We start from the raw sequence: 21,419 nt of genomic DNA on the forward strand, positions 1-21,419 counted from the left end.
TTATTTGCACCAAGTCATATTGTGATTTCATATAAAAATGTAAAATGATATTTACAAATTTGAATTTGGAGGGGCAACATGAATTCTTATAAATTACTCTTTGATTGGCAAATTTCTATGCCAGATAACTGGCAAGGCGAATACGATAAAGAGAGTGGTCAGTACATTTTTTATCCTGACAATAGTGATTTGACAATTCGTATAACACCGTTCCACGCAGAAAGGGATGGTATACTTGCACCAAGAGAAGTAATGGAAGATGCTTATATCAGAACAGTGCCAGTATCTGCAAGACAGCGAAATTTAGATTTCTACATTCCAAGCGGATTTGAAGCAAAGATATACGACGATGTATTAACGGAAGATAGCAACACTATTTATGTTGTTTATGTAGGGTATTATTCTGCGGGTGAATTATTGTCTATCAGCATATGGAGTACCAACAGAGATGAAGGTGAACAAGCCTTAAATGTTCTTAATACGATAAGGAAGTAAGCAATCGCCAAATCCCAGTTTCATGTTGCTTTTAATAATTGAATATTGAATGATTTTACATAGCCGTTAAGGAGTAATTTTTGCTCCCTAGCGGCTTATTTTATTTTTCAAAGTAGGAGGTGAGAAAATTGAAAATTAGAAAGGTTGATGACAAACCGATGGTCATTCACACCAAGGAGAAAGCCAAGATTCATGCCCACGAACCGAAGGGAGCCAAGATTAAGGGGAGTAACATCTATACAGTAGAGAGAGGTCCTAAGACAGCTGGTGCAAAGGTAACTGATACGGATAGAAAGAAGTCCTATCGAAAGAGTACCATTCATCAGTCAGAATCGAAGAATAAGGGACTATCAAGATTTAAGCGAAACCTTAAAGAATCCAACACTTCCATCAAGACCAAGAACACGAATCTTCACATTGCAGGAAGAACTGGAGCACTTGCAGCCGGGGCAGTAACAGAGCAGGTAGAAGGTGGGCATGAGGTATCGCAGGCAGCATATCTTGCATATGAAGCAAGCCGCCCTGTTACCGGAACTGCTTCTAAGGGTGCTGCACTTTTCAGGAAAAAGGCGGCAGCCGAGGCAAAGAAGCGTATCAAGAAGGTAGAGGCAGGAAAGAAGCTGGCAAAAAAGACAGCAAAGAAAGCTGCCAAAGATACAGCCAAGACTGTAGCTAAAGAGACGGCAAAAGAAACAGCAAAGACTACTGCTAAGGTTGCAACGAAAACTGCTACAAAGGCAGCTGCTACAGCGGCAGGAACAGCGGTTGCACCGGGAGCAGGCACGGCAATCGGCATGGCAGCCGGATATGCGGCAGGTGCGTCCATAGAGGTCAAGGATGAAAAAATGACCAACCGGAGCAGGAAGATAAAATTCTTTCTGGATAAGATGAAAGCACAGGAGAATCAGACAGACAGCGTGGCAAAGCTGGTAAAGGATCTGATTGTGCGAAAAGCGATTACCTGGGTAAAGGCAGCGGCACCGATTGTTGGATTGGTGCTTTTATTACTTGTTCTTGTAGTTGCCATGATTGCGGTTCCGGTTATAGCGGTGATAGCAATCCTTTACAATTCACCATTTGCTTTATTTCTGCCACCACTTGAATCAGGAGATACCGTGCAGACAGTAACGAGTGCTTATGTGCAGGAGTTTAACCGGGATGTGAACACGAAGGTTAATGAGCATACCGGATATGATCTTGGAGAGCTTGTATATGTGGACTATGAAGGTATGGAAGAAAACCCAAGCAATTACTATGATATCATGGCAGTCTATATGGTCAAGCATGGTGTCGGAGATACTGCAACAGTCATGAATGATACTTCTAAAGGCTGGCTGCAGGCAGTTGTAAATGATATGTGTTCATACACCACAAGCACCGGAACAAAGGATGTGGAAGAAACGGATGCAGACGGCAATGTGACTACTGTCACGAAGTCTGTTCTGTATGTGAATGTAACGCTGAAATCGTACAGGGATATGATTTCGGTCTATGGGTTTAACTCTGATCATGTGGAAATGCTTGAGCAGATCATGAGTCCGGAGTTTATGGGACAGCTTGGATATGCCGGAAGCGGAAGTGGCGGCGGAGGCGGAAGTCCGGGAGTAAGCTCCATGACTGAGGATGAAATCAATGCCATCCTAAACGAAATTACAGACAGCAGGCAGAAAACAGTCTGCTCCTATGCACTTCACAGAGTTGGCTTTCCTTATAGTCAGGATTTAAGAGACAGCGGTAACTATTATGACTGTAGTTCCTTAGCCTATTATTCATGGAAAGATGCAGGCGTGGATATTAGTTACGGCGGTGCAACCACAGCGGCAGCGGAGGCACAGGGACTGGATGAAGCCGGAAAGACAGTCGCCTTTGATGAGTTACAGCCGGGAGACCTTATTTTCTACAGTTTTACAAGCAACGGAAGATATAAGAACATCAGCCATGTGGCAGTATACGTCGGAAATGGCAAGGTGGTAGAGGCGCTTAATGAAAGTCTTGGTGTGGTCTACAGGGATGTGGCAAGCACAGGAAAGATTGTTGTGATAGGAAGACCATAACAGAAAATTTGCAGAGAGGGCATAGTCTCTCTCTGAGACTGGAGGTAAGAATGGATTTAAAAGATATGATACTGGTAACAGAAAACGACAGGGGAACAGAGACAAATATGCTGATGACTCTGGATGATTATAAGAGTTTTATAGCAGTTGATGACATGTCAGAGCTTGCAGACAATTTGTTGCAGCTTGGAAGAACACTTGGTGAAGCAGATAACTTCGCAGAGTATTACAGGGCAGCAAATGTAACTGTATCTGCGAGATTCTGTCTGGATGATATTCAGCTGGGGCACTTTCTTCAGGGACTTTATAACGATTCCAAAGAATTTCGGTTTGATAAAGAAGCCAGTTCTTCTGAATGTGTTGCAAAGCTTAAGGAGATTGGAATGACCGATAAGGGCTGGGTGGATGATTTTAACCTGCATTATGAAAGTGTGGACAGATCATTTGAAAGGGGACAGACATTTCATAACTTCAATGACCATGATTACATGGTGCTTGAAGCATTATCACCAAGGAATCTCGTGGTGATGGATATGAAGTCAGGTTCTCTTACAATCGCCCTTGGTGCGACAGAGTATAAGCGTTATCCGAAGGATGAGAAGCCTACAAAGGACAATACCACAATCGGAGTATCGTGGGAGCATGGCATTTATCTCGGTTCCACACTCTCAACCACGAATTTCAAGGCATACAAGAGGGAGTATGGCACACCGGAAAAGATAGAGGATATCTATGATTACAGGGCAAAGCTAAAGCAGAAGTTCTATTTTTATCAGGATATGTCAAAGGATGATGATGTGCCAAAGAAACTGCAGAATGATTTCCTTCACCAGATGTATGAGGATTTCGGAACGATTGAAGAGGACTGTTTTTACGACAGGCTGGAAGATGGAAAGTACGATGAGGGCTTTAAGGAAAGACAGGTAAAGGAAGAAAAGAGCCGGTGATGAGATTTTTACGGGAGGCGATATCATATGGAACAGGAATTTGATGTTGAGATAAAAGAAGTGCTTTCACGAGTACAGAAAGTAAAGGCAGAGTCGCTTGACGATGCCATCAATAAGGCAATGGATATGTATTATGCAGAGCAGATAGTCCTTGGAGCAGAGGACATGAAGGGAGTTGATTTTGCGCCTATCAGCGAAGGTCAGCTCCCTTCTTCATTAAAAGAAAACGGAGGAAAAGCAAGATGAAAAGTGATTCAACAACAGTAATTAAGAACATGGAGTTTTTAGTAAAGGAACTTCATAAGGAGTGGGACAGATCGGGTGCTTCTAAGGCATCCGTTATTATTTCCCTTGAGGAAGTAGATGGTATCAATGATAAGTTAAAAGAGATTATCTATCAGACACAGAAGTCAGTCGATGAGGATGAGCTGACCTTTAAACAGAGCATTGCAAAGTCCAAGGAGTGCTATGTGCTTCTTCGTGTGGTGCGTAAGATTGCAAAGAAAAAGGATAAATGCGAAAAACAGGCAATCGACAATGAATTTGCAATCGAGCTGGATAAGGATGAGTTAAAGCTCTTTAAGGGATTGTTTGCAGAGATGTTTAAGTAGAGGAGGACAAAGGTATGGGCGTTGATATGAAGGTCAAAGCGATATACGATTCTGAAATTGGTAACATCACCAGATCAGAAAAGAACTGGAAGGATGTGTTAAAGGTCGCAGGTCAGTTATACCGCTATGAATTTGACAATATCGTTATGATAACAGCTCAGAGACCTCCGGAAAAAAGCACACTCATGGCAGATTATGATACCTGGAAAAAGGTGGGAAGATATGTAAAGCGTGGTGCGAAAGGCTGCGCTATCTTCCCGTCAAGGGCACTGAATCCACGCATGAGGTATATATTTGATATCAGTGATACCGGAGGGAAGAATGTTAAGCTGACATGGGACCTTGAGGGAGAAAATCTTAAAGATTATGTGGATTTTCTCGTATCAGAAGGTCAGATTGAGCAGTACGATAACAGCAACAGGGAGTCTCTAAAAAATATATTAAAACAGTTTACAGGAACAGATGTTTGGCTTATAATAAAAGAAGAGTTCGGAGACCGAATGACCGAGCTCATGCAGCTATCAGGTAGTGTGATAAAGGAAGAAAGTAAGAAACGCAATGGCTTACAGCAGGAAATGGACATGGAGCAGCTTGTATATGCAAGTGTCATGTATGCTGTAGGGACGAGATGCGGATTTGACTTATCTGTGCAAGAACAGGATTTCAGTCAGATCGTAAATATCAAAGACGAAGAGATCATTTACCGTCTTGGTTCCATTGTATGCGATGTCTCCTGTAGTGTTCTTAGAGAATTTAGTCGTAACTTAAAGGCAATCGAGAGCGAAAGGAGAATTGGATATGTTAGAAGAAATGACTTACAAGGAAGTGGACGGACTGCTTTATCCGCAGATAGAGATGCCGGACGAGACGGAGGATCTCACGAAGCTGGGCAAATACGGAAGGATGGCGATGAACTATCTCAAAGAGAACGAGCCGGCAAGATACAAGACGCTGATGAGATTCGGGAAGATGTACGAGAAGATGTCAGCGGTAGAGGAGGAAGCGAATCAGCTGTACGACCAGTTAGAGATGCAGTATCTGGCGAAGCACAAGCCACAGGATACGTCATCGACAATGGAGATGTGGAAGATAAGAGAGCAGGCGAAGATGCAGGCAGAGGAAGTGGTACTGAATCAGATAGTGATGCGATTCCACTAGAATCAGATGATACAGAACTGAATAGGGAACTTGATGAAATCAATTCATTGGGTGTCAGTAAGGAAGCCGAATATACACAGGCTTCCTTTTTTTTCGACCAGAACGGGCAGGCAAGCATTGGCACCATTCATACTGAGGACGAAAACAATAATCAGTTTATGCGTCAGTTCGAGCAGGACAGAAAAGCTGCATTAGCAGGTAAATACAATTACCTGAATCCCAAAAAGTCTGCAACAGTACCAGGTGAGTATATCAAACAGGTGCTTATGAGAGGTACAGGTTTTATCGGTGGTAAGGGCAGGGTATGCAAGATTTTTGAAACAGAGATTGATGCAGGAACCAGAGCAAAGCGTATCAAAGCAGAATATGGTCAGGGAGGTGCAGGCTGGCCGGTTGACGGACTGGGACTGCACGGATATGACACATTTCATGGGAACGGACTGCGTTTTCAGTGGCGAGATGAGGATGGAGAGGTTGAAGGATATGTTTCATGGAAAGATATCGAAAAAGAGCTTGGTGTCCTTATTCTTACAGGGGAATACCAGCCTGAGACACCTCGTATTGATGAGCTTGCGATGGACGGACTCCGTGAGGATGATGAGGTCATTTATGCCGAATATCGGGAAGTGGAACCGGAAGAGGCAGAATCAGAGATTGATGATTATGCAATACCGGATGAGCCGGAGAGCTATGCTTCTAACAGAGATTATGTAAGTGCAAAAGGCATGACACCACAGGAAGCTGCTGATGAAGACCGCATGGTAACACAGGCAGAATATGGTGCCGAGATAGAAGCTGAAACAACTGAAAAAGATCCATCAGAGCTTAAGTATATTACACCGATTGATTATGCCAAGCGTATTGAGGAGCTTGATGAAGACCTGCGTGATGCGGCGGAGATTCTTGTAACAGATTGCAGCTGCTACACTCCGTTTAGGGCATTCCTTATGGATGTGGTGCAGTCTGATTTTGCATTTATGCCAAATAAACTTGACCTTATCAGGGATATTGCATTAGGGACAGATAATGCAGAAAGAAAGGCATATTCCAACAATAAGTATGGTCTTGTGGAGTACTCAATCAGAAGCGGATATGTGAAGATCAGCTATAAGAACAGGAATGGTGTGCGTAAAGAAGGTGCTCTCGATTGGCGTGAGTTATATGAAATCTTATCTTATATGGTAAAACAGCCATTTTACTGCGGAGAAGACCAGAAGAAGTATTATCAGGAGACAAAGCAGAAGGCTGACAGGGATAAGATGAATCCGGTCTATAAGAGATTCTTTGATATCGAGGATAGTGTAAAAGCCAATCGTCTTGAAACCAGGGAAAGAGCGATAGCGAATGGCTGGGATACCAAGATTGATGAGAATGGACATGTAGTTTCAGATGATGTGGTACAGAAAAAGCACAACTTCCACTACAATCTCTGGGAAATGGAAAAAGGCGGTGCTAAGACCAGATACCAGTGGAATATGGATGCAATCCGCACTTTAAAGCAGATTGAATCAGAAAACAGGCTTGCCACACCGGGGGAGCAGAAAGTTCTGTCGAAGTTTGTCGGATGGGGCGGACTGTCACAGGCATTTGACGAGGAAAACGCAGGCTGGAGCAAAGAGTATGCAGAACTGAAAGAACTTTTATCTGATGAGGAATACAGTGCGGCAAGGGCAACAGTAAATAACGCCTTTTATACTTCACCGGAGATTGCCATGTGCATGAACTCGGCACTTGTCCAGTTTGGTTTCAGAGGTGGCAATGTATTAGAGCCATCCATGGGTATCGGTAACTTTTTTGGAAGTATGCCGGAAACAATGCATGAAGCAAAGCTGTATGGAGTGGAGCTTGACAGCATTTCGGGAAGAATCGCAAAGCAGCTTTACCAGAATGCTAATATTTCTATCACAGGATTTGAGAATACCACATATCCGGATAACTTTTTTGATGTGGTTGTCGGAAATGTGCCATTTGGGGATTATAAGGTATTTGATCCGAAGTACAACAAGTATAACTTCCGTATCCATGATTATTTTCTTGCAAAAGCACTTGATCAGGTAAGACCGCGTGGCATGGTCGCAGTCATTACCACAAAGGGAACGCTTGACAAGGCAAATCCTACCATAAGAAAGTATCTGGCTGAAAGGGCAGAGCTTGTGGGAGCAGTAAGACTTCCGAATACTGCATTTAAAGATAATGCAGGAACCGAAGTGACAGCAGATATCCTGTTTTTGCAGAAGAGGGAGAGAAAGATTGATATTGAGCCTGACTGGGTACACCTTGGTGTGACTGAGAATGGCATTGCAGTCAACTCTTATTTTGCAGAGCATCCGGAAATGATGCTTGGATCTATGGAATATGATACAAGGATTTATGGACAGGACAGCAGATATACAGTCTGTGTGAATAATGATGAGAACTTCAATATGTATGAAGCATTAAACAAAGCTATCAGTAATATCAAAGCACAGATTACAGATTTTGAGAGAGTGTCAGATGAGGCGGAGCAGACAGAGGAGGTTATACCTGCTGATCCGGATGTGAGAAACTACACTTACACATTTTTTGAAGGAAAGCTCTATTACAGGGAAAATTCCGAGATGGTAAGAAAAGAAGTATCACAGACTGCCGAGGAGCGAATCCGAAGCCTTGATGAAATCAGACAGATAACAAGAGAGCTGATTGATATCCAGATGGATGGCTGCAGCGAGGAGGAGCTTTCTGATAAACAGAGACTTCTTAATGTAAAATATGATGCTTTTGTAAAGCAGTATGGAGCCATTACTTCAAAAGCAAACAGAATAGCTTTCAGGGATGACAGCGATTACCCGCTTCTTTGCAGTCTTGAGGAAGTAAATGAAGACGGGGAGGTGAAAAAAGCGGATATGTTTTATAAGCAGACGATTAAGGCAAAGACTGTCATAGACAGGGTTGAGACTGCTGTGGAAGCATTAAATGTATCCGTCAATGAATTTGGATATGTAAACCCTGCCTATATGCTTTCTATCTATGAGCCGGATATTACTAATGCAAAGGAAAAGCTTGCAGAAAAGTCCGGGCAGACAGCGGATGAGATAACGCTAAGTGATGATGCTTTGGCAGAGCTTAGAAGAGCAGTTCTTGTGGAAGAGCTGGACGGACTGGTTTTCCTAAATCCTGACCGTTACAACGAGAACAATCCGGACATCGGCTGGGAGACAGCAGACGAGTATCTGTCCGGAAATGTGAGAGACAAGCTTCGTGTAGCAAAGGCTATGGCAGCGGATACAGACAATCCACAGGCAGAAAGATTTGCAGGCAATGTGGCAGCACTTGAAAAGGTGCAGCCGGAATGGATTGAAGCATCAGACATTGATGTAAAGATTGGTACGACATGGATTGAGCCGCTTGATTATGAGCAGTTTATCTATGAACTTCTCAATACGCCAAGGCGGGCAAGGGCAGTCAGAAGCCAGTTTTACAATACAGGCATTCAGGTACACTTAAATAAGATGAGCATGGAATGGTTCATCGAGAATAAAAGCATGGATAAGCATTCAGTGGCAGCTACTAAGACTTATGGTACAAGCCGCATGGATGCTTATTCTATTTTTGAGGATACGCTGAATCTTAAAACTGTAACAGTAAGGGACAGGATTGATGACGGAGATGGCAGGTATCATTATGAAGTCAATAAGAATGAGACAATGCTTGCAAGGGAAAAGCAGAACATGATCAGGGAAAAGTTCAAGGAGTGGCTGTTCTCAGAACCGGAACGCAGACAGAAGTATGTGGAGTATTACAATAACACATTCAACAATATCCGCCTGCGTGAGTATGACGGAAGTCATCTGCAGTTTCCGGGAATGAATCCGGCGATTGAGCTAAAGCCGCATCAGAAGAATGCGGTGGCTAGAATCCTTCTTGGAGGAAACACCCTGTTGGCACACTGTGTCGGTGCCGGAAAGTCCTTTGAGATGATGGCTGCCTGCATGGAGCAGAAGAGACTTGGACTTGCCAATAAGACGATCATGGTTGTTCCAAAGCCACTTATCGGGCAGACTGCATCAGAGTTTTTAAGGCTTTATCCGTCAGCAAACATCTTAGTTGCCACAGAGCGTGATTTTGAAAAGAGCCGTAGAAAGCAGTTTGTATCAAGGATTGCAACAGGTGACTATGACTGTATTATCATGTCCCACTCGCAGTTTGAGAAAATCCCAATCTCCGCAGAGAGAAAAGAAAGAATGCTTAATGAGCAGATAGCTGAAATCAGCTATGCGATTGATGAGATGAAGGAACGTAACGGAGAACGCTGGACAGTAAAGCAGATGGAAAGTCAGAAGAAAAAGCTGGAGGAACAGCTGAAATCCTTATCTGATGAGAGCAGGAAGGATGACCTTATAACCTTTGAGGAGCTTGGTGTAGATTCTATCATGGTGGACGAAGCACATAATTTTAAGAACCTTGCCATATTTTCAAAGATGAATAATGTGTCTGGTATCAGCAGTTCAGGGGCAAAGAAGTCAACGGATATGCAGCTTAAATGCCAGTATTTGTCTGAGATAAATGATGGCAGAGGCATTGTGTTTGCGACAGGTACGCCAATATCCAATACCATGTGTGAGATGTATGTCATGCAGCTTTACTTACAGAAAGCGGCACTTGAAGAGATGGGAATTTATCACTTTGATTCGTGGGCAGCGAACTTTGGTGAAGTGACAACAGCACTGGAGCTTACTGTAGAGGGAAGCGGATTCCGTTTTAAGAGCAGATTTAATAAGTTTACGAATCTGCCGGAGCTTATGAACATTTTCAGAGAGGTTGCAGATGTGCAGACTGCGGACATGCTTGACCTTGATGTACCAGCTTTAAGAGGCGGTAAGCCTATCATTGTGGAATCGGAGCCGGACTGGTATGTAAAGCAGGTGATGGAGGACTTTGTTGTAAGGGCAGAGCGTATCAGAGGCGGAGGCGTAGACCCAAGTGAGGATAACTTCCTAAAGATTACCCATGAGGCAAGGCTTCTTGGGACAGATGCAAGACTGATTGACAAGGATGCACCGAATAATCCGGATGGAAAACTCAATAAGGTAGCAGAAAATGTGTGGAAGGAATATGAAAAAGGAAATGCTGATGGTCATATAGGCTGTCAGCTTATTTTTTCGGATATTGGAACACCGGGACCGGATAAGGATTTCACTATTTATGATTATCTGAAGGAAACTCTTATCCAGTATGGTATTCCGGCAGAAGAGATAGCATTTATCCATGATGCCAAGACAGATGCACAGAGGGATGCACTTTTTAAGGAGATGAGGACAGGTAAAAAGAAAGTTCTTATTGGTTCAACGGACAAGTGTGGAACAGGTGTCAATGTGCAGACACACCTTGTAGCAATGCATCATGTGGATTGTCCGTGGAAGCCAAGCTCCATTGAACAGAGGGAAGGACGAGGCATCAGGCAGGGCAACGAAAATGAAGAAGTAGCAATCTACAGATATGTCACCAAAGGAACCTTTGATGCATACAACTGGTCGCTCGTTGAAAATAAGCAGCGTTTCATCAGTCAGGTCATGACAAGCAAGGCAGTAAGCCGAAGCTGCGAGGATATCGACGAGGCAACACTTTCCTATGCAGAGATTAAGGCGGTTGCCACCGGTAATCCTTTGATCAAGGAAAAGATGGAGATTGACAATGATGTCCAGAGATTAAAGCTCTTAAAGGCATCCTATGACAATCAGAGATATGGACTTCAGGACAACTTTATGATTAAGTACCCGAAGCTCATTAAGACAGCAACAGAAAAGCTTGCCAATGTAAGAGAAGATGTAAAGGCAAGGGATAAAGAACTGATTGATAATCCGGAATTTGCCATTACCATAGGCAAAGCAACCTACACAGAGCGTGTGGATGGAGGAACGATGATGCTTGAAGCAATCAGCAAATGTAAGACCGGAGAGACAACTGCAATCGGCAAGTTCCATGGATTTGAGCTGCTTGTGGAAAAGAACTTCCTTGACATCAATTATATGGTGCTTCGTGGAAAGACTGAGTACAAGGCAGAACTTTCCACAAGTCCGGTCGGCAGCATGGTAAAGCTGGAAAACCTGTTCAATGGACTCCATGAGAACATTGATTTCTTAGAAAAGAAGATTGAGCAGTACCAGAATGACCTTGAAGCATCAAAGGCAGAGTATGACAAGCCATTTGCATACAGCAAGGAACTGGAAGAAAAACTGGCAAGGCAGTGTGAACTGAATGCTCAGCTTGACCTTGAGAACGCAAAGGCTGTGGATGCAGACCTGAGCGGACCGGAGGAAGAAAGAGAAGCAGATGACAGGATGGAATCTGCAGCAATTGTAGCAGAGGATAAAGGTGCTTATCCAGCCGACAGAGAGGGCAGAACACGATAGGAGAGTGAATAATATGAGCATAAGAAAAGTGGTCGCAGGACTACTGATTACAGCAGGGATTGCCATTATGGCAGTCCCTTTTTTCTGGCGGGCAACAGGAGAAAAACAGACAGAACAGCTCATAAGTGAATTTGAGCAGACATTGGAGGATGATTACGATGAAGAAACAGGTGTGGAGGAAGAGCAAACCTCCATTAGTGAAGAGGATGAAGCCATTTTTAAAGAAGGCGGTGTTATCGGTATCATTGAGATACCGGGCATAGATATCCGGTATCCGGTAATGGAAGGAACCACAAGTAAAGTGCTTAATGCCGGGATCGGTCATATAGAAGAAACAGCAGGGATTGGGGAGAGTGGCAACTGTGTATTGTGCGGTCACAATGGCAGCAGATATGGCACATTTTTTACACCACTAAGTCAGATATCCATAGGTGATGAAGTAATGATAACCGACAAAAATGGACAGAAGCATATCTATGAGGTAACAGAGACAGATGTAGTAAATCCGTATGATAACAGCATCAAGACACAGGGTGATGAAAAAGAACTAACTCTTTTTACCTGTTCCCAGAAAGGAACCATGCGTTTTGTAGTCAGGTGCATTTATAAGGAGGCGGAGATGGATGAATAAGAGATACCGGTTAGGTGAGATAGAAGAGGCAGTATCGGAAATGGAAGAGCTAATTGACATCGAGGATGATATTGCAGAGATTGATGATGAATTTCAGATAGTCGTAAGCGGCTGGTCTGTGTATGTCGAAAGCCTGAATCTGACACTCAGACAGGGAATAGCCTGTGTATGGGATGCAGTGGAAGGATTATTTATGCCTGATTTTGATGTGACCATCGTGTATGAGGGGAACATTGAAACACAGGAGTGGCTCTACTATGAGCAGGACGGAATGGTCGTTACACTTGGCAACTGGTTAAATGGCAGATTGTCTTGTGAACAGATAGAACAGCTTTGGTGTGAGTTTATCATACCGGAGTAAAACAAAGAACAAAAAGAAAGCGAGGAATAGCATATGAAGTATTCAATTAAGGTAAACGAAGTAAGGGCAAAAGAGGGCAGCAATATCAAAGGATTTGCAACAGTGGTATTCGGTGATTCATTTAAGATCACCAATATTGCAATCCTTGAGAATAAGGATAAGGGAGAGCTTTTCGTATCAATGCCAAGATACCGCTCCAATGAGCGTGATGAAAGCAACGGTGTGATCTATAAGGATGTGTGCAATCCTATTACAGCAGAGTTTCGAGAGGAACTCTATACCAATATCCTTGATGCCTATGCAAGAATTAAGGAACCGGAGAAAGAGGAGACACAGAAGCAGGAGCGTACACAGGAAATGCCGGAGTTTTCCGTAACTGTGACACCTTATGAGAGGGAAGGTAGTAACATCAAGGGACTTGCACGCATTTATTTTGAAAACAGTTTCATCGTAAATAATATCAATATCGTGCAGGGTAAAGAGAAAATCTTTGTATCAATGCCTTCTTATAAGACAAAGCAGGTGGATGAGCAGGGCAAGCCAATCTATCAGGATGTCTGCTATCCGGTCACAAAGGATTTCAGGGAAAAACTCTATAATGAGATTATCTCTGAATATGAGAAAGCAAAGGATAAGAGCAACGAAAAGGCAAGAGAGAGTGCAGAGAAACATCATGGCAATCCCGATAAAGAGAAGGACAAAGAGGCGACGCCCTTTCGATAATCAGTAATCAGAGTACAGGGGCGGCCAAGGCTGCCCCATTTACAGAATGGAGGAAACAGAATGGATATGGAAGCAGGAAAAACACTTACCAATGAGGAGGTTATAAGGGAACTTCTCAAATTACTAAAAAAGAATACCATGAAAGAGCAGGCAAATGATGTATTTGAAATATGCAGTTATGTGGATGGTCTGGAGAAAAAGATTGATTCCATGATGGAAGAACTCACCAACATGCAGAACCAGATCAAAGAAATGCAGGAAGATACACTTGTCAATAATGCAAAAAAGGCATTGTCAGAAGCACAGGAGCGACTTAATACCAGATGTGAGCAGATAAAGTCACAGGTATTAGAAGTGAAAGAACAGGTCAAATCTACAGCAAAGAGCATAGTTGATGAAGCAAAGGCAAAGGGAAGAACTGCATTATACAGGGTGTCGGAGTTCTTAGCAATTAAGAAAAGGCTTCTTGATATCCGAGAGAATGTAAGAGGTGCAATCAAGACCACGGATAAGGATATAGCAAAGACAGCGCTTCTTACAAAAGGATTTCGTGAAGCTGGTCAGACAGCAGCTAATGCATTCCGTACTTTTGCTGACAAGCCAGAGGTGGATTATTCACAGAAAGAGCAGAAACATCCCATTACAAAGGCGGTGCTTGCACCTATGAAAGCAGTGAGAAAGTTGTTTGTATCAATGGAGCTGCATTTGGATGCATCTATAGATAAGCTGGATAATCTGGCTATGAATGTGCAGCTTGATAAGGAAAAGTATATGGAGAATGTGAAAACAAAGGAACAGGAACAGACAGAGCCGGAGAGGGCAGAAGCTGAGCGAGTGGAAGCAGAGGTTGTATATTCACCGATGGTTGCTGAACCACAGGAGTATCAGTATAATGCAGATGCATTTGATGCTAGAGGTGTGGATGAGGTGAAGCAGGAAGCGGCACATAAGGAAGTATCAAAGGTAAGAGAAGATAAAGCCAGATAGTTTTGAGGACGTGGGAGAGATTCTGCGTCCTTTTTTAGTGCGGATCAATTTGATAGATGTTATAATGTGAAAAGATAAATGCGAAACATGCGCTATACTAGCAAAAGTTATTAATTATATAAAGGTGGGAGAAATTTGGCAAAAAGTAAAAAGACAAAAACACATAAAAAGATAGATGGTCAGCTTTTACAGATGAACAAGAAGTTTAGTAATCTCAAGATGAAACAGAAGGATAAGATTACAGGCTGGGTGTATGAAGAATATAAAAAATATGTAGCAGAACATGAAAAAGCCCCGGATTCATTAGCTGATGAACAGATTGTTGAAGCTGTACTTGATAAGATAAATGAGGCACAAATCTGGATACCAGATGGAGAGATATACGATTATTATCGAAGAAAGAAACCACAACTTCAGAAGAGGCTTGATAGTGAAAAGTTGATTGAGTTTAAATCATATGTCAGCTTTTATAAGAGCATTGTTGATCAGGACAGGGCATCCGTTGTTATATGCAATCTCAAACATGAGATTATCTACATGAATCCGGCAGCTGTTACCAGCTATGCGAAGCGAGGAGGCGACAAACTTATCGGAAGAAGCCTGTTAGACTGCCATAATCCGGAATCAAGAGATAGAATACAGCAGGTAGTGGACTGGTTTGCAGCAGATGAAAGACATAATATCGTTTATACTTTTCATAATGAGAAACAGAATAAAGATGTTTACATGGTGGCACTCAGAGATGAGGGTAATCTGATAGGATATTATGAGAAACATGAGTATCGAAATTCAGAAACCATGAAACCATACGATTTGTGGTGATGATATGACTAAGGATGAATGGTACAAGCAGTTATTTGAGAGACTGGATAATTCCAAGTTCAGAAGCAGTTTCCATCTGAAGCAGAAAGATATTGATTACATAAATGAAAAAGGTCTTGATACAATAAGACAACATGCAAAGGATTTTATTGCAAAGAGAGAAGCTCCGGCATATATAGCAAATGATGGCAAACAGACACCAATGCGTGGACATCCAGTATTTATTGCTCAGCACGCTACAGCAACATGCTGCAGGGAGTGCATCCGAAAGTGGCATAAAATGCAGCCTGGCAAGGAACTAAGTCAGGTGCAGCAGGATTATCTTGTAGATGTAATTATGACATGGATTCAAAAAGAAATGGAGAGGCAGGAACATAAAATATGAGTTTGAAAAATGTATTGATTATTGTTGATAACATTGACGAATCAATTGATTTTTATGAAGAACTGTTTGGACTGCGTGTGATTACAAGGCAGGAAGGTAATGTGATAATGTCAGAGGGGCTTGTATTGCAGGATGTAGATGTATGGTATGATAGTACAAAAATACATACAACTCCACATAACAATATGACAGAACTTTATTTTGAAGATAATGATATAGAAGGTATTATTGAAAAACTGGAGTCTGGCAAGTATGTTGTAAGTTATGTTACGGATTTAATGGAACTTGAATGTGGACAGAAGCTTGTAAGATTTTATGATCCATCAGGAAATCTTATAGAAGTACGAACACCAGTTAGCCACAACTGAAGAAAGCGGATTTGAGAAAAAATGCAGATATTTGTAGATGCGGATGCGTGTCCGGCAGTGGACATTGTTGAGACAATAGCAGAGAAATACAATATTTCCATCACATTGCTGTGTGATACGAATCATATTTTGTATTCTGATTACAGTGAGGTGATTGTGGTAGGCGCAGGAGCAGATGCAGTAGATTATAAACTAATTAGCATATGTCATAAAGGGGATGTAGTAGTATCGCAGGATTATGGTGTCGCTGCAATGGCACTTGGGAAAGGTGCATATGTTATTCACCAATCAGGCAAGTGGTACACGAATGAGAACATAGATCAGATGCTTATGGAGCGACATCTTAACAAGAAGGCAAGACGCAGCTCTCATAAGAATCATATGAAAGGACCGAGAAAGCATACGGAAGAAGATGATGTACGCTTTGCACAGTCCTTTGAAAAACTTATACTGATGGCAAAGTCAAAAGAAGGTGCTCAAAGTGGGACTATTTAGGAAAAAGACAGTTACAAAGACATATGATAAGGAAAATAAGAAACCGGTAATTAAGGCCAGCATATGTAATGGTGAACAAGTTGCAGGTTTTAAGGATATTCATACAGGTAAAATAGAAGAGGTTATGCTGATTAAGAACCAGGCAGACCTTGATGCATTCAAGAAAATGTATGGAATAGATGGAGAGATAGAAAAGGAATACTGATATGAATATACAGATATTTGGAACAAAGAAATGCAATGATACTAAGAAGGCGGAGCGTTTTTTCAAGGAGCGGGGCATAAAGTATCAGTTCATTGATATGAAAGAAAAAGGTATGAGCAAAGGAGAATTTAATTCAGTAGCTCAGGCAAATGGTGGATTAGAAAATATGGTTAACTGGGATGGTAAGGACAAAGATTTACTTGCTCTTATTAAGTATATCGCAGATGAAGATAAGCTTGAAAAAGTGCTTGAGAATCCACAAGTAATTAAAACACCAGTAGTAAGAAACGGAAAGCAATCAACATTTGGTTATCAGCCGGATATCTGGAAAGGATGGAACTAAATGTACTTAATTAAGACTTTAATGGGAGATATAACAAAAGTAACAGATGTGCAGGCAATTGTGAATGCAGCAAATAACTCTCTTCTTGGCGGAGGCGGTGTAGATGGTGCAATTCATAGAGCAGCAGGACCGGAGCTTCTGGCGGAGTGCAGGACACTACACGGATGTGAGACTGGAGAAGCAAAGATAACAAAAGGATATAATCTGTCATGTGATTATGTGATACATACTGTAGGACCGATGTAGGACGGATTTTGCGGACATTCAAAATAAAAAAGAATGTGGAGGTAACAGACAATGGCAAAATCATTATTTGAGGAACTGGGCGGCAAATACGAAAGGCAAGGGGATTATTTGATACCGTGCTTAACTGTACCCGCCGAAGAAGAACAGGCAATAGGCATCTGGGGGCAACGGCATTTAGATTATCTAAAACAGTACCGTAAAGTTACATACACCAATCTTCTTACAAGCGGCAGGCTAAACGCCTACCTTGCCGACATCAACAGACAGGCACAGGAACGCTTTGAAAGGCTCATAGAGGGTATGAAACAGGCACAGGGCATAACGGAACAGCTAAAGGCAGAAAACGCCTTAGAATGGACAGGATGCCTCAATAACATAAGGGCTTGTGCGAGGGAGATTGTGGAAAAGGAAATTATTTTTGCATAAACAGATGATTAGTGGCAGGGGGAAATCCTGCCGCTTTTTCTGCTTTAGTTTGTCAGCTTGACAAATAAAGGGTTAAGGAATATAATTAGATTCAGTATTATACAAGGAGTTAATAAATATGCGGCAAGGTATTCTTAAATAAACTGTCAATTTGATAGTGGGAACAAAAAGTAGCAGTCCCGTTTCACTTTTAATATGGGGCTTAGTTTTTTGTACCCAGTTTAAGAATACTTTTATCATGTAATTTTATATGCCCGAAAACATATAAGTGTTTTGGGGCTATTGGAGTTATTTACCCAGTGATAGGAGTATTTATCACTGGGTATTTTTATGCCCTTTTTTGGGTGTTGATAGGAGGAAAATCACATGAAAATAATTAACTTAGGCATTCTGGCTCACGTTGACGCAGGAAAGACAACATTAACGGAAAGTTTATTGTATACCAGTGGTGCAATTGCAGAACTAGGGAGCGTAGATGAAGGCACAACAAGGACAGATACAATGAATTTGGAGCGTCAAAGGGGAATCACTATCCAGACAGCAGTGACATCTTTTCAGTGGGAGGATGTAAAAGTCAACATTATAGATACGCCAGGCCATATGGATTTTTTGGCGGAAGTATACCGTTCTTTATCCGTATTAGACGGAGCAGTATTATTAGTTTCTGCAAAGGATGGCATACAGGCACAGACCCGTATACTGTTTCATGCACTACAGATAATGAAGATTCCGACAATTTTTTTCATCAATAAAATTGACCAAGAGGGGATTGATTTGCCAATGGTATATCGGGAAATGAAAGCAAAGCTTTCTTCGGAAATTATAGTGAAGCAAAAGGTTGGGCAGCATCCCCATATAAATGTAACGGACAATGACGATATGGAACAGTGGGATGCGGTAATTATGGGAAACGATGAACTATTAGAGAAATATATGTCAGGGAAACCGTTTAAAATGTCAGAACTGGAACAGGAAGAAAACAGGAGATTCCAAAACGGAACGTTATTTCCCGTTTATCACGGAAGCGCTAAAAACAATCTGGGGATTCGGCAGCTTATAGAAGTAATTGCCAGTAAATTTTATTCATCAACGCCTGAAGGTCAATCTGAACTATGCGGGCAGGTTTTTAAGATTGAATATTCAGAGAAAAGGCGGCGTTTTGTTTATGTGCGTATATATAGCGGAACATTGCATTTGAGGGATGTTATTAGAATATCTGAAAAAGAGAAAATAAAAATCACAGAGATGTGTGTTCCGACAAACGGTGAAATCGTCCCGGCTGACCATGCCTGTCCGGGAGAAATTGTTATTTTAGCTGATGATACTTTGAAACTGAACGATATCCTGGGAAATGAAAAACTCCTGCCTCACAAAACACGGATTGATAATCCCATGCCATTACTTCGGACAACGGTAGAGCCGCAAAAGCCGGAGCAAAGGGAAGCCCTGTTAAATGCCCTCGCAGAGATTGCTGATACAGACCCTCTTTTGCATTTTGACATTGATACTGTTACCCATGAGATTATGTTATCTTTTTTGGGGAATGTGCAGATGGAAGTCATTTGTGCCATCCTTGAGGAAAAATATCATGTGGAGGCAGAAATAAAAGAGCCTACTGTTATATATATGGAAAGACCGCTTAGAAAAGCAGAATATACCATCCACATAGAAGTCCCGCCAAATCCTTTCTGGGCTTCTGTCGGGTTGTCCATAGAGCCGCTCCCTATTGGAAGCGGAGTGCAGTATGAAAGCAGAGTTTCACTTGGATATTTAAATCAATCGTTCCAAAATGCGGTTATGGAGGGGGTTCTTTATGGCTGCGAGCAGGGGCTGTATGGATGGAAAGTGACAGACTGTAAAATCTGTTTTGAATATGGATTGTATTATAGTCCTGTAAGTACCCCCGCAGACTTTCGGCTGCTTTCCCCTATCGTATTGGAGCAGGCTTTAAAAAAAGCAGGGACAGAACTATTAGAGCCATATCTCCACTTTGAAATTTATGCACCGCAGGAATATCTCTCACGGGCGTATCATGATGCTCCAAGGTATTGTGCAGATATTGTAAGTACTCAGATAAAGAATGACGAGGTCATTCTGAAAGGAGAAATCCCTGCTAGATGTATTCAAGAATACAGGAACGATTTAACTTATTTCACAAATGGGCAGGGAGTCTGCTTGACAGAGTTAAAAGGATACCAGCCAGCTATTGGTAAATTTATTTGCCAACCCCGCCGCCCGAATAGCCGTATAGATAAGGTTCGGCATATGTTCCACAAGTTAGCTTAACAGCTTGCAAAAGTCATATAAAATGAGATTTGAAAGGAGAATGTAACTTCATGTTTGCTAAAAATTCAAAGGCATATTCTGTCTACCTGCTGTTCCGATTTGTCTGTTCCCTGGCGGTTTCTATGTCCACAGTGCTTTCCATCGTGTACCACCTGGAGGTGGTGCAGCTGGATGCTTTCCAGCTTGTCCTGGTAGGGACGGTTCAGGAGACCTCCTGCTTTCTGTTCGAGATGCCCACCGGTGTGGTGGCGGATTTGTATAGCCGTCGGCGCTCGGTGCTGATTGGAATGTTCCTCTACGGCCTGGGCTTTCTGATGGAGGGTGCGCTACCGTGGTTCGCGCCGGTTCTGCTGGCCCAGGTTGTCTGGGGTTGCGGTGATACCTTCATCACCGGCGCTCTGGAGGCGTGGATTGCCTCGGAGGAAGAGGACAAACCCATAGACAAGGTGTTCCTGCGGGGCAGTCAAATGGGGCAAATCGGCGGCGTTCTGGGCGTGGTGCTGGGCACACTGCTGGGAAACATAAACCTGCAAATGCCTCTCATCTTGGGGGGCAGTTTGTGCTTGTTGTTGGGGCTGGTGATGGTTCGCATCATGCCAGAAACCAACTTCTCCCCTGCTATTGAGGAACGGCAGGGCTTGCTTAAAGACTTTGTCTGCCTGTTCAAGCTCAACCTGGGCTTTGTGAAAGGCGCACCTGTGTTGCTGGCGCTCTTAGCAATCACACTATGCGGGGGACTTGCCAGTGAAGGCTTTGACCGGCTCTCCACCGCTCATTTTCTGGATGACACGGTAATACCCGTTATCGGGCCGCTGAACAGCGTCACTTGGTTCGGTGTTATCAGTCTTATCGGCAACGGCTTAGGTATTCTGGCTTCTCAGTTGCTCATCGCCCGCATGGAGAAAAAAGGGACTGTCAGCCGAACCAGTGTGGTCATGTCCACCAGCGCCGGGTATATCCTGTTCCTGGTTCTCTTCGCGGTGGGGCGGAGCTTTTGGTTCATGTTGTTGGTGTTCCTGCTGGCGGGGCTTATGCGCACCATCAAGGAGCCTGTGCTGGCCGCCTGGATGAACGACCAAGTGGATGAGAAAATGCGCGCCACAGTCTTTTCCACCAGCGGACAGCTGGACTCTTTCGGGCAGATCATCGGCGGGCCTATTGTGGGGCTGGTAGCCCAGCAGGTGTCCATACCCTGGGGGCTGGTCTGTACCGCTTTCCTGCTGTTGCCCGCGCTGTTCTTAGTGCCGGTGGCGGGAAAGAAGCGGGATTGATATGGCATAGTTAAGTTTACTGACGAGCGGGAGATTACTTCCGCTCGTCTTCATTTAGTAGCGCAAAATTTGAGGACTCTTTATTTCCTTATTCGGTATAGCGGAGGCGGCTGTCAATTCGACATAATTTTCTTGTGATACTTTACCGTACATGAGCATTTGTTTCGTATTTGAAAGAACAAACTCACCAAATAAAAAAAACGATATTCGGGTGGG

Annotated in this window: 19 protein-coding genes and 1 pseudogene; all 20 read left to right on the forward strand. The window is 42.9% G+C overall.

The window, feature by feature from the left end; genetic code table 11:
* Nucleotides 1-78 precede the first annotated feature (78 nt).
* The 20 genes and pseudogenes from DXB43_RS13395 (at nt 79) to tet(40) (ending at nt 21,203) form a co-directional block, all read left to right on the forward strand.
* Nucleotides 79-495 carry a hypothetical protein gene (locus DXB43_RS13395; protein ID WP_117874784.1) on the forward strand — a complete coding sequence of 139 codons (417 nt, stop codon included), beginning with the start codon at nt 79-81 and terminating at the stop codon, nt 493-495.
* Nucleotides 496-653: 158 nt separating this feature from the next.
* A complete protein-coding gene (locus DXB43_RS13400) occupies nt 654-2,549 on the forward strand; it encodes a C40 family peptidase (RefSeq protein ID WP_117874834.1) in 1,896 nt (631 codons plus the stop codon).
* Nucleotides 2,550-2,599: 50 nt separating this feature from the next.
* Nucleotides 2,600-3,496, forward strand: a complete 897-nt coding sequence (locus DXB43_RS13405; RefSeq protein ID WP_117874786.1) for a hypothetical protein — start codon at nt 2,600-2,602, stop codon at nt 3,494-3,496.
* 27 nt (nt 3,497-3,523) lie between these two features.
* On the forward strand, nt 3,524-3,742 hold the full coding sequence (locus DXB43_RS13410) for a DpnD/PcfM family protein (protein WP_004611546.1): 219 nt from the start codon (nt 3,524-3,526) through the stop codon (nt 3,740-3,742).
* Entirely contained in the window at nt 3,739-4,107 is a 369-nt protein-coding gene (locus tag DXB43_RS13415; RefSeq protein WP_055062784.1) for a hypothetical protein, read from the forward strand. Before DXB43_RS13410 ends, DXB43_RS13415 begins: the two co-directional genes overlap by 4 nt.
* 14 nt (nt 4,108-4,121) lie before the next feature.
* Complete coding sequence (locus tag DXB43_RS15945; protein WP_117947811.1) at nt 4,122-11,654, forward strand: helicase-related protein; 7,533 nt, start codon at nt 4,122-4,124, stop codon at nt 11,652-11,654.
* A gap of 13 nt (nt 11,655-11,667) precedes the next feature.
* Nucleotides 11,668-12,285 (forward strand): class D sortase, encoded by a 618-nt coding sequence (locus DXB43_RS13425; protein ID WP_117918770.1) that lies wholly within the window; start codon nt 11,668-11,670, stop codon nt 12,283-12,285.
* The gene (locus DXB43_RS13430; RefSeq protein WP_117918769.1) at nt 12,278-12,646 is read left to right on the forward strand and encodes a hypothetical protein; all 369 of its coding nucleotides are present in this window, start codon (nt 12,278-12,280) and stop codon (nt 12,644-12,646) included. Before DXB43_RS13425 ends, DXB43_RS13430 begins: the two co-directional genes overlap by 8 nt.
* 33 nt (nt 12,647-12,679) lie before the next feature.
* Complete coding sequence (locus DXB43_RS13435; RefSeq protein WP_005340521.1) at nt 12,680-13,369, forward strand: SpoVG family protein; 690 nt, start codon at nt 12,680-12,682, stop codon at nt 13,367-13,369.
* A 60-nt stretch (nt 13,370-13,429) separates the two neighbouring features.
* The gene (locus DXB43_RS13440; RefSeq protein ID WP_117918767.1) at nt 13,430-14,356 is read left to right on the forward strand and encodes a DUF6674 family protein; all 927 of its coding nucleotides are present in this window, start codon (nt 13,430-13,432) and stop codon (nt 14,354-14,356) included.
* 135 nt (nt 14,357-14,491) lie between these two features.
* Nucleotides 14,492-15,178, forward strand: a complete 687-nt coding sequence (locus tag DXB43_RS13445) for a PAS domain-containing protein (RefSeq protein WP_117918765.1) — start codon at nt 14,492-14,494, stop codon at nt 15,176-15,178.
* Nucleotides 15,179-15,182: 4 nt separating this feature from the next.
* A complete protein-coding gene (locus DXB43_RS13450) occupies nt 15,183-15,563 on the forward strand; it encodes a DUF4186 domain-containing protein (RefSeq protein ID WP_117947812.1) in 381 nt (126 codons plus the stop codon).
* Nucleotides 15,560-15,931, forward strand: coding sequence for a VOC family protein (locus DXB43_RS13455; protein ID WP_117918761.1), 372 nt, complete (start codon nt 15,560-15,562; stop codon nt 15,929-15,931). The genes DXB43_RS13450 and DXB43_RS13455 overlap by 4 nt, the downstream gene beginning before the upstream one ends.
* 21 nt (nt 15,932-15,952) lie before the next feature.
* Complete coding sequence (locus DXB43_RS13460; protein ID WP_117918759.1) at nt 15,953-16,426, forward strand: YaiI/YqxD family protein; 474 nt, start codon at nt 15,953-15,955, stop codon at nt 16,424-16,426.
* On the forward strand, nt 16,413-16,631 hold the full coding sequence (locus tag DXB43_RS13465; RefSeq protein ID WP_117918756.1) for an aspartate dehydrogenase: 219 nt from the start codon (nt 16,413-16,415) through the stop codon (nt 16,629-16,631). The genes DXB43_RS13460 and DXB43_RS13465 overlap by 14 nt, the downstream gene beginning before the upstream one ends.
* 1 nt (nt 16,632) lies before the next feature.
* Entirely contained in the window at nt 16,633-16,974 is a 342-nt protein-coding gene (locus DXB43_RS13470) for an arsenate reductase family protein (RefSeq protein WP_117918755.1), read from the forward strand.
* Nucleotides 16,975-17,217: pseudogene (locus DXB43_RS13475) on the forward strand (macro domain-containing protein); the annotation flags it as partial.
* Nucleotides 17,218-17,271: 54 nt separating this feature from the next.
* Entirely contained in the window at nt 17,272-17,646 is a 375-nt protein-coding gene (locus DXB43_RS13480; RefSeq protein WP_001129922.1) for a TnpV protein, read from the forward strand.
* A gap of 366 nt (nt 17,647-18,012) precedes the next feature.
* Nucleotides 18,013-19,932 carry a tetracycline resistance ribosomal protection protein Tet(O) gene (gene tet(O), locus DXB43_RS13485; RefSeq protein ID WP_109215033.1) on the forward strand — a complete coding sequence of 640 codons (1,920 nt, stop codon included), beginning with the start codon at nt 18,013-18,015 and terminating at the stop codon, nt 19,930-19,932.
* A gap of 50 nt (nt 19,933-19,982) precedes the next feature.
* Nucleotides 19,983-21,203: a tetracycline efflux MFS transporter Tet(40) gene (tet(40), locus tag DXB43_RS13490; RefSeq protein WP_109215034.1), complete on the forward strand. Its 1,221-nt coding sequence runs from the start codon at nt 19,983-19,985 to the stop codon at nt 21,201-21,203.
* Nucleotides 21,204-21,419 lie beyond the last annotated feature (216 nt).

This window comes from Roseburia sp. OM04-10BH (assembly GCF_003462605.1).
GTDB lineage: Bacteria > Bacillota > Clostridia > Lachnospirales > Lachnospiraceae > Roseburia_C > Roseburia_C amylophila.

Bases quoted from the DNA above. Each gene is read 5' to 3' on its own strand.
- DXB43_RS13395 (WP_117874784.1), top strand. From the start codon at position 79: ATGAATTCTTATAAATTACTCTTTGATTGGCAAATTTCTATGCCAGAT.
- DXB43_RS13400 (WP_117874834.1), top strand. From the start codon at position 654: ATGGTCATTCACACCAAGGAGAAAGCCAAGATTCATGCCCACGAACCG.
- DXB43_RS13405 (WP_117874786.1), top strand. From the start codon at position 2,600: ATGGATTTAAAAGATATGATACTGGTAACAGAAAACGACAGGGGAACA.
- DXB43_RS13410 (WP_004611546.1), top strand. From the start codon at position 3,524: ATGGAACAGGAATTTGATGTTGAGATAAAAGAAGTGCTTTCACGAGTA.
- DXB43_RS13415 (WP_055062784.1), top strand. From the start codon at position 3,739: ATGAAAAGTGATTCAACAACAGTAATTAAGAACATGGAGTTTTTAGTA.
- DXB43_RS15945 (WP_117947811.1), top strand. From the start codon at position 4,122: ATGGGCGTTGATATGAAGGTCAAAGCGATATACGATTCTGAAATTGGT.
- DXB43_RS13425 (WP_117918770.1), top strand. From the start codon at position 11,668: ATGAGCATAAGAAAAGTGGTCGCAGGACTACTGATTACAGCAGGGATT.
- DXB43_RS13430 (WP_117918769.1), top strand. From the start codon at position 12,278: ATGAATAAGAGATACCGGTTAGGTGAGATAGAAGAGGCAGTATCGGAA.
- DXB43_RS13435 (WP_005340521.1), top strand. From the start codon at position 12,680: ATGAAGTATTCAATTAAGGTAAACGAAGTAAGGGCAAAAGAGGGCAGC.
- DXB43_RS13440 (WP_117918767.1), top strand. From the start codon at position 13,430: ATGGATATGGAAGCAGGAAAAACACTTACCAATGAGGAGGTTATAAGG.
- DXB43_RS13450 (WP_117947812.1), top strand. From the start codon at position 15,183: ATGACTAAGGATGAATGGTACAAGCAGTTATTTGAGAGACTGGATAAT.
- DXB43_RS13455 (WP_117918761.1), top strand. From the start codon at position 15,560: ATGAGTTTGAAAAATGTATTGATTATTGTTGATAACATTGACGAATCA.
- DXB43_RS13460 (WP_117918759.1), top strand. From the start codon at position 15,953: ATGCAGATATTTGTAGATGCGGATGCGTGTCCGGCAGTGGACATTGTT.
- DXB43_RS13470 (WP_117918755.1), top strand. From the start codon at position 16,633: ATGAATATACAGATATTTGGAACAAAGAAATGCAATGATACTAAGAAG.
- DXB43_RS13480 (WP_001129922.1), top strand. From the start codon at position 17,272: ATGGCAAAATCATTATTTGAGGAACTGGGCGGCAAATACGAAAGGCAA.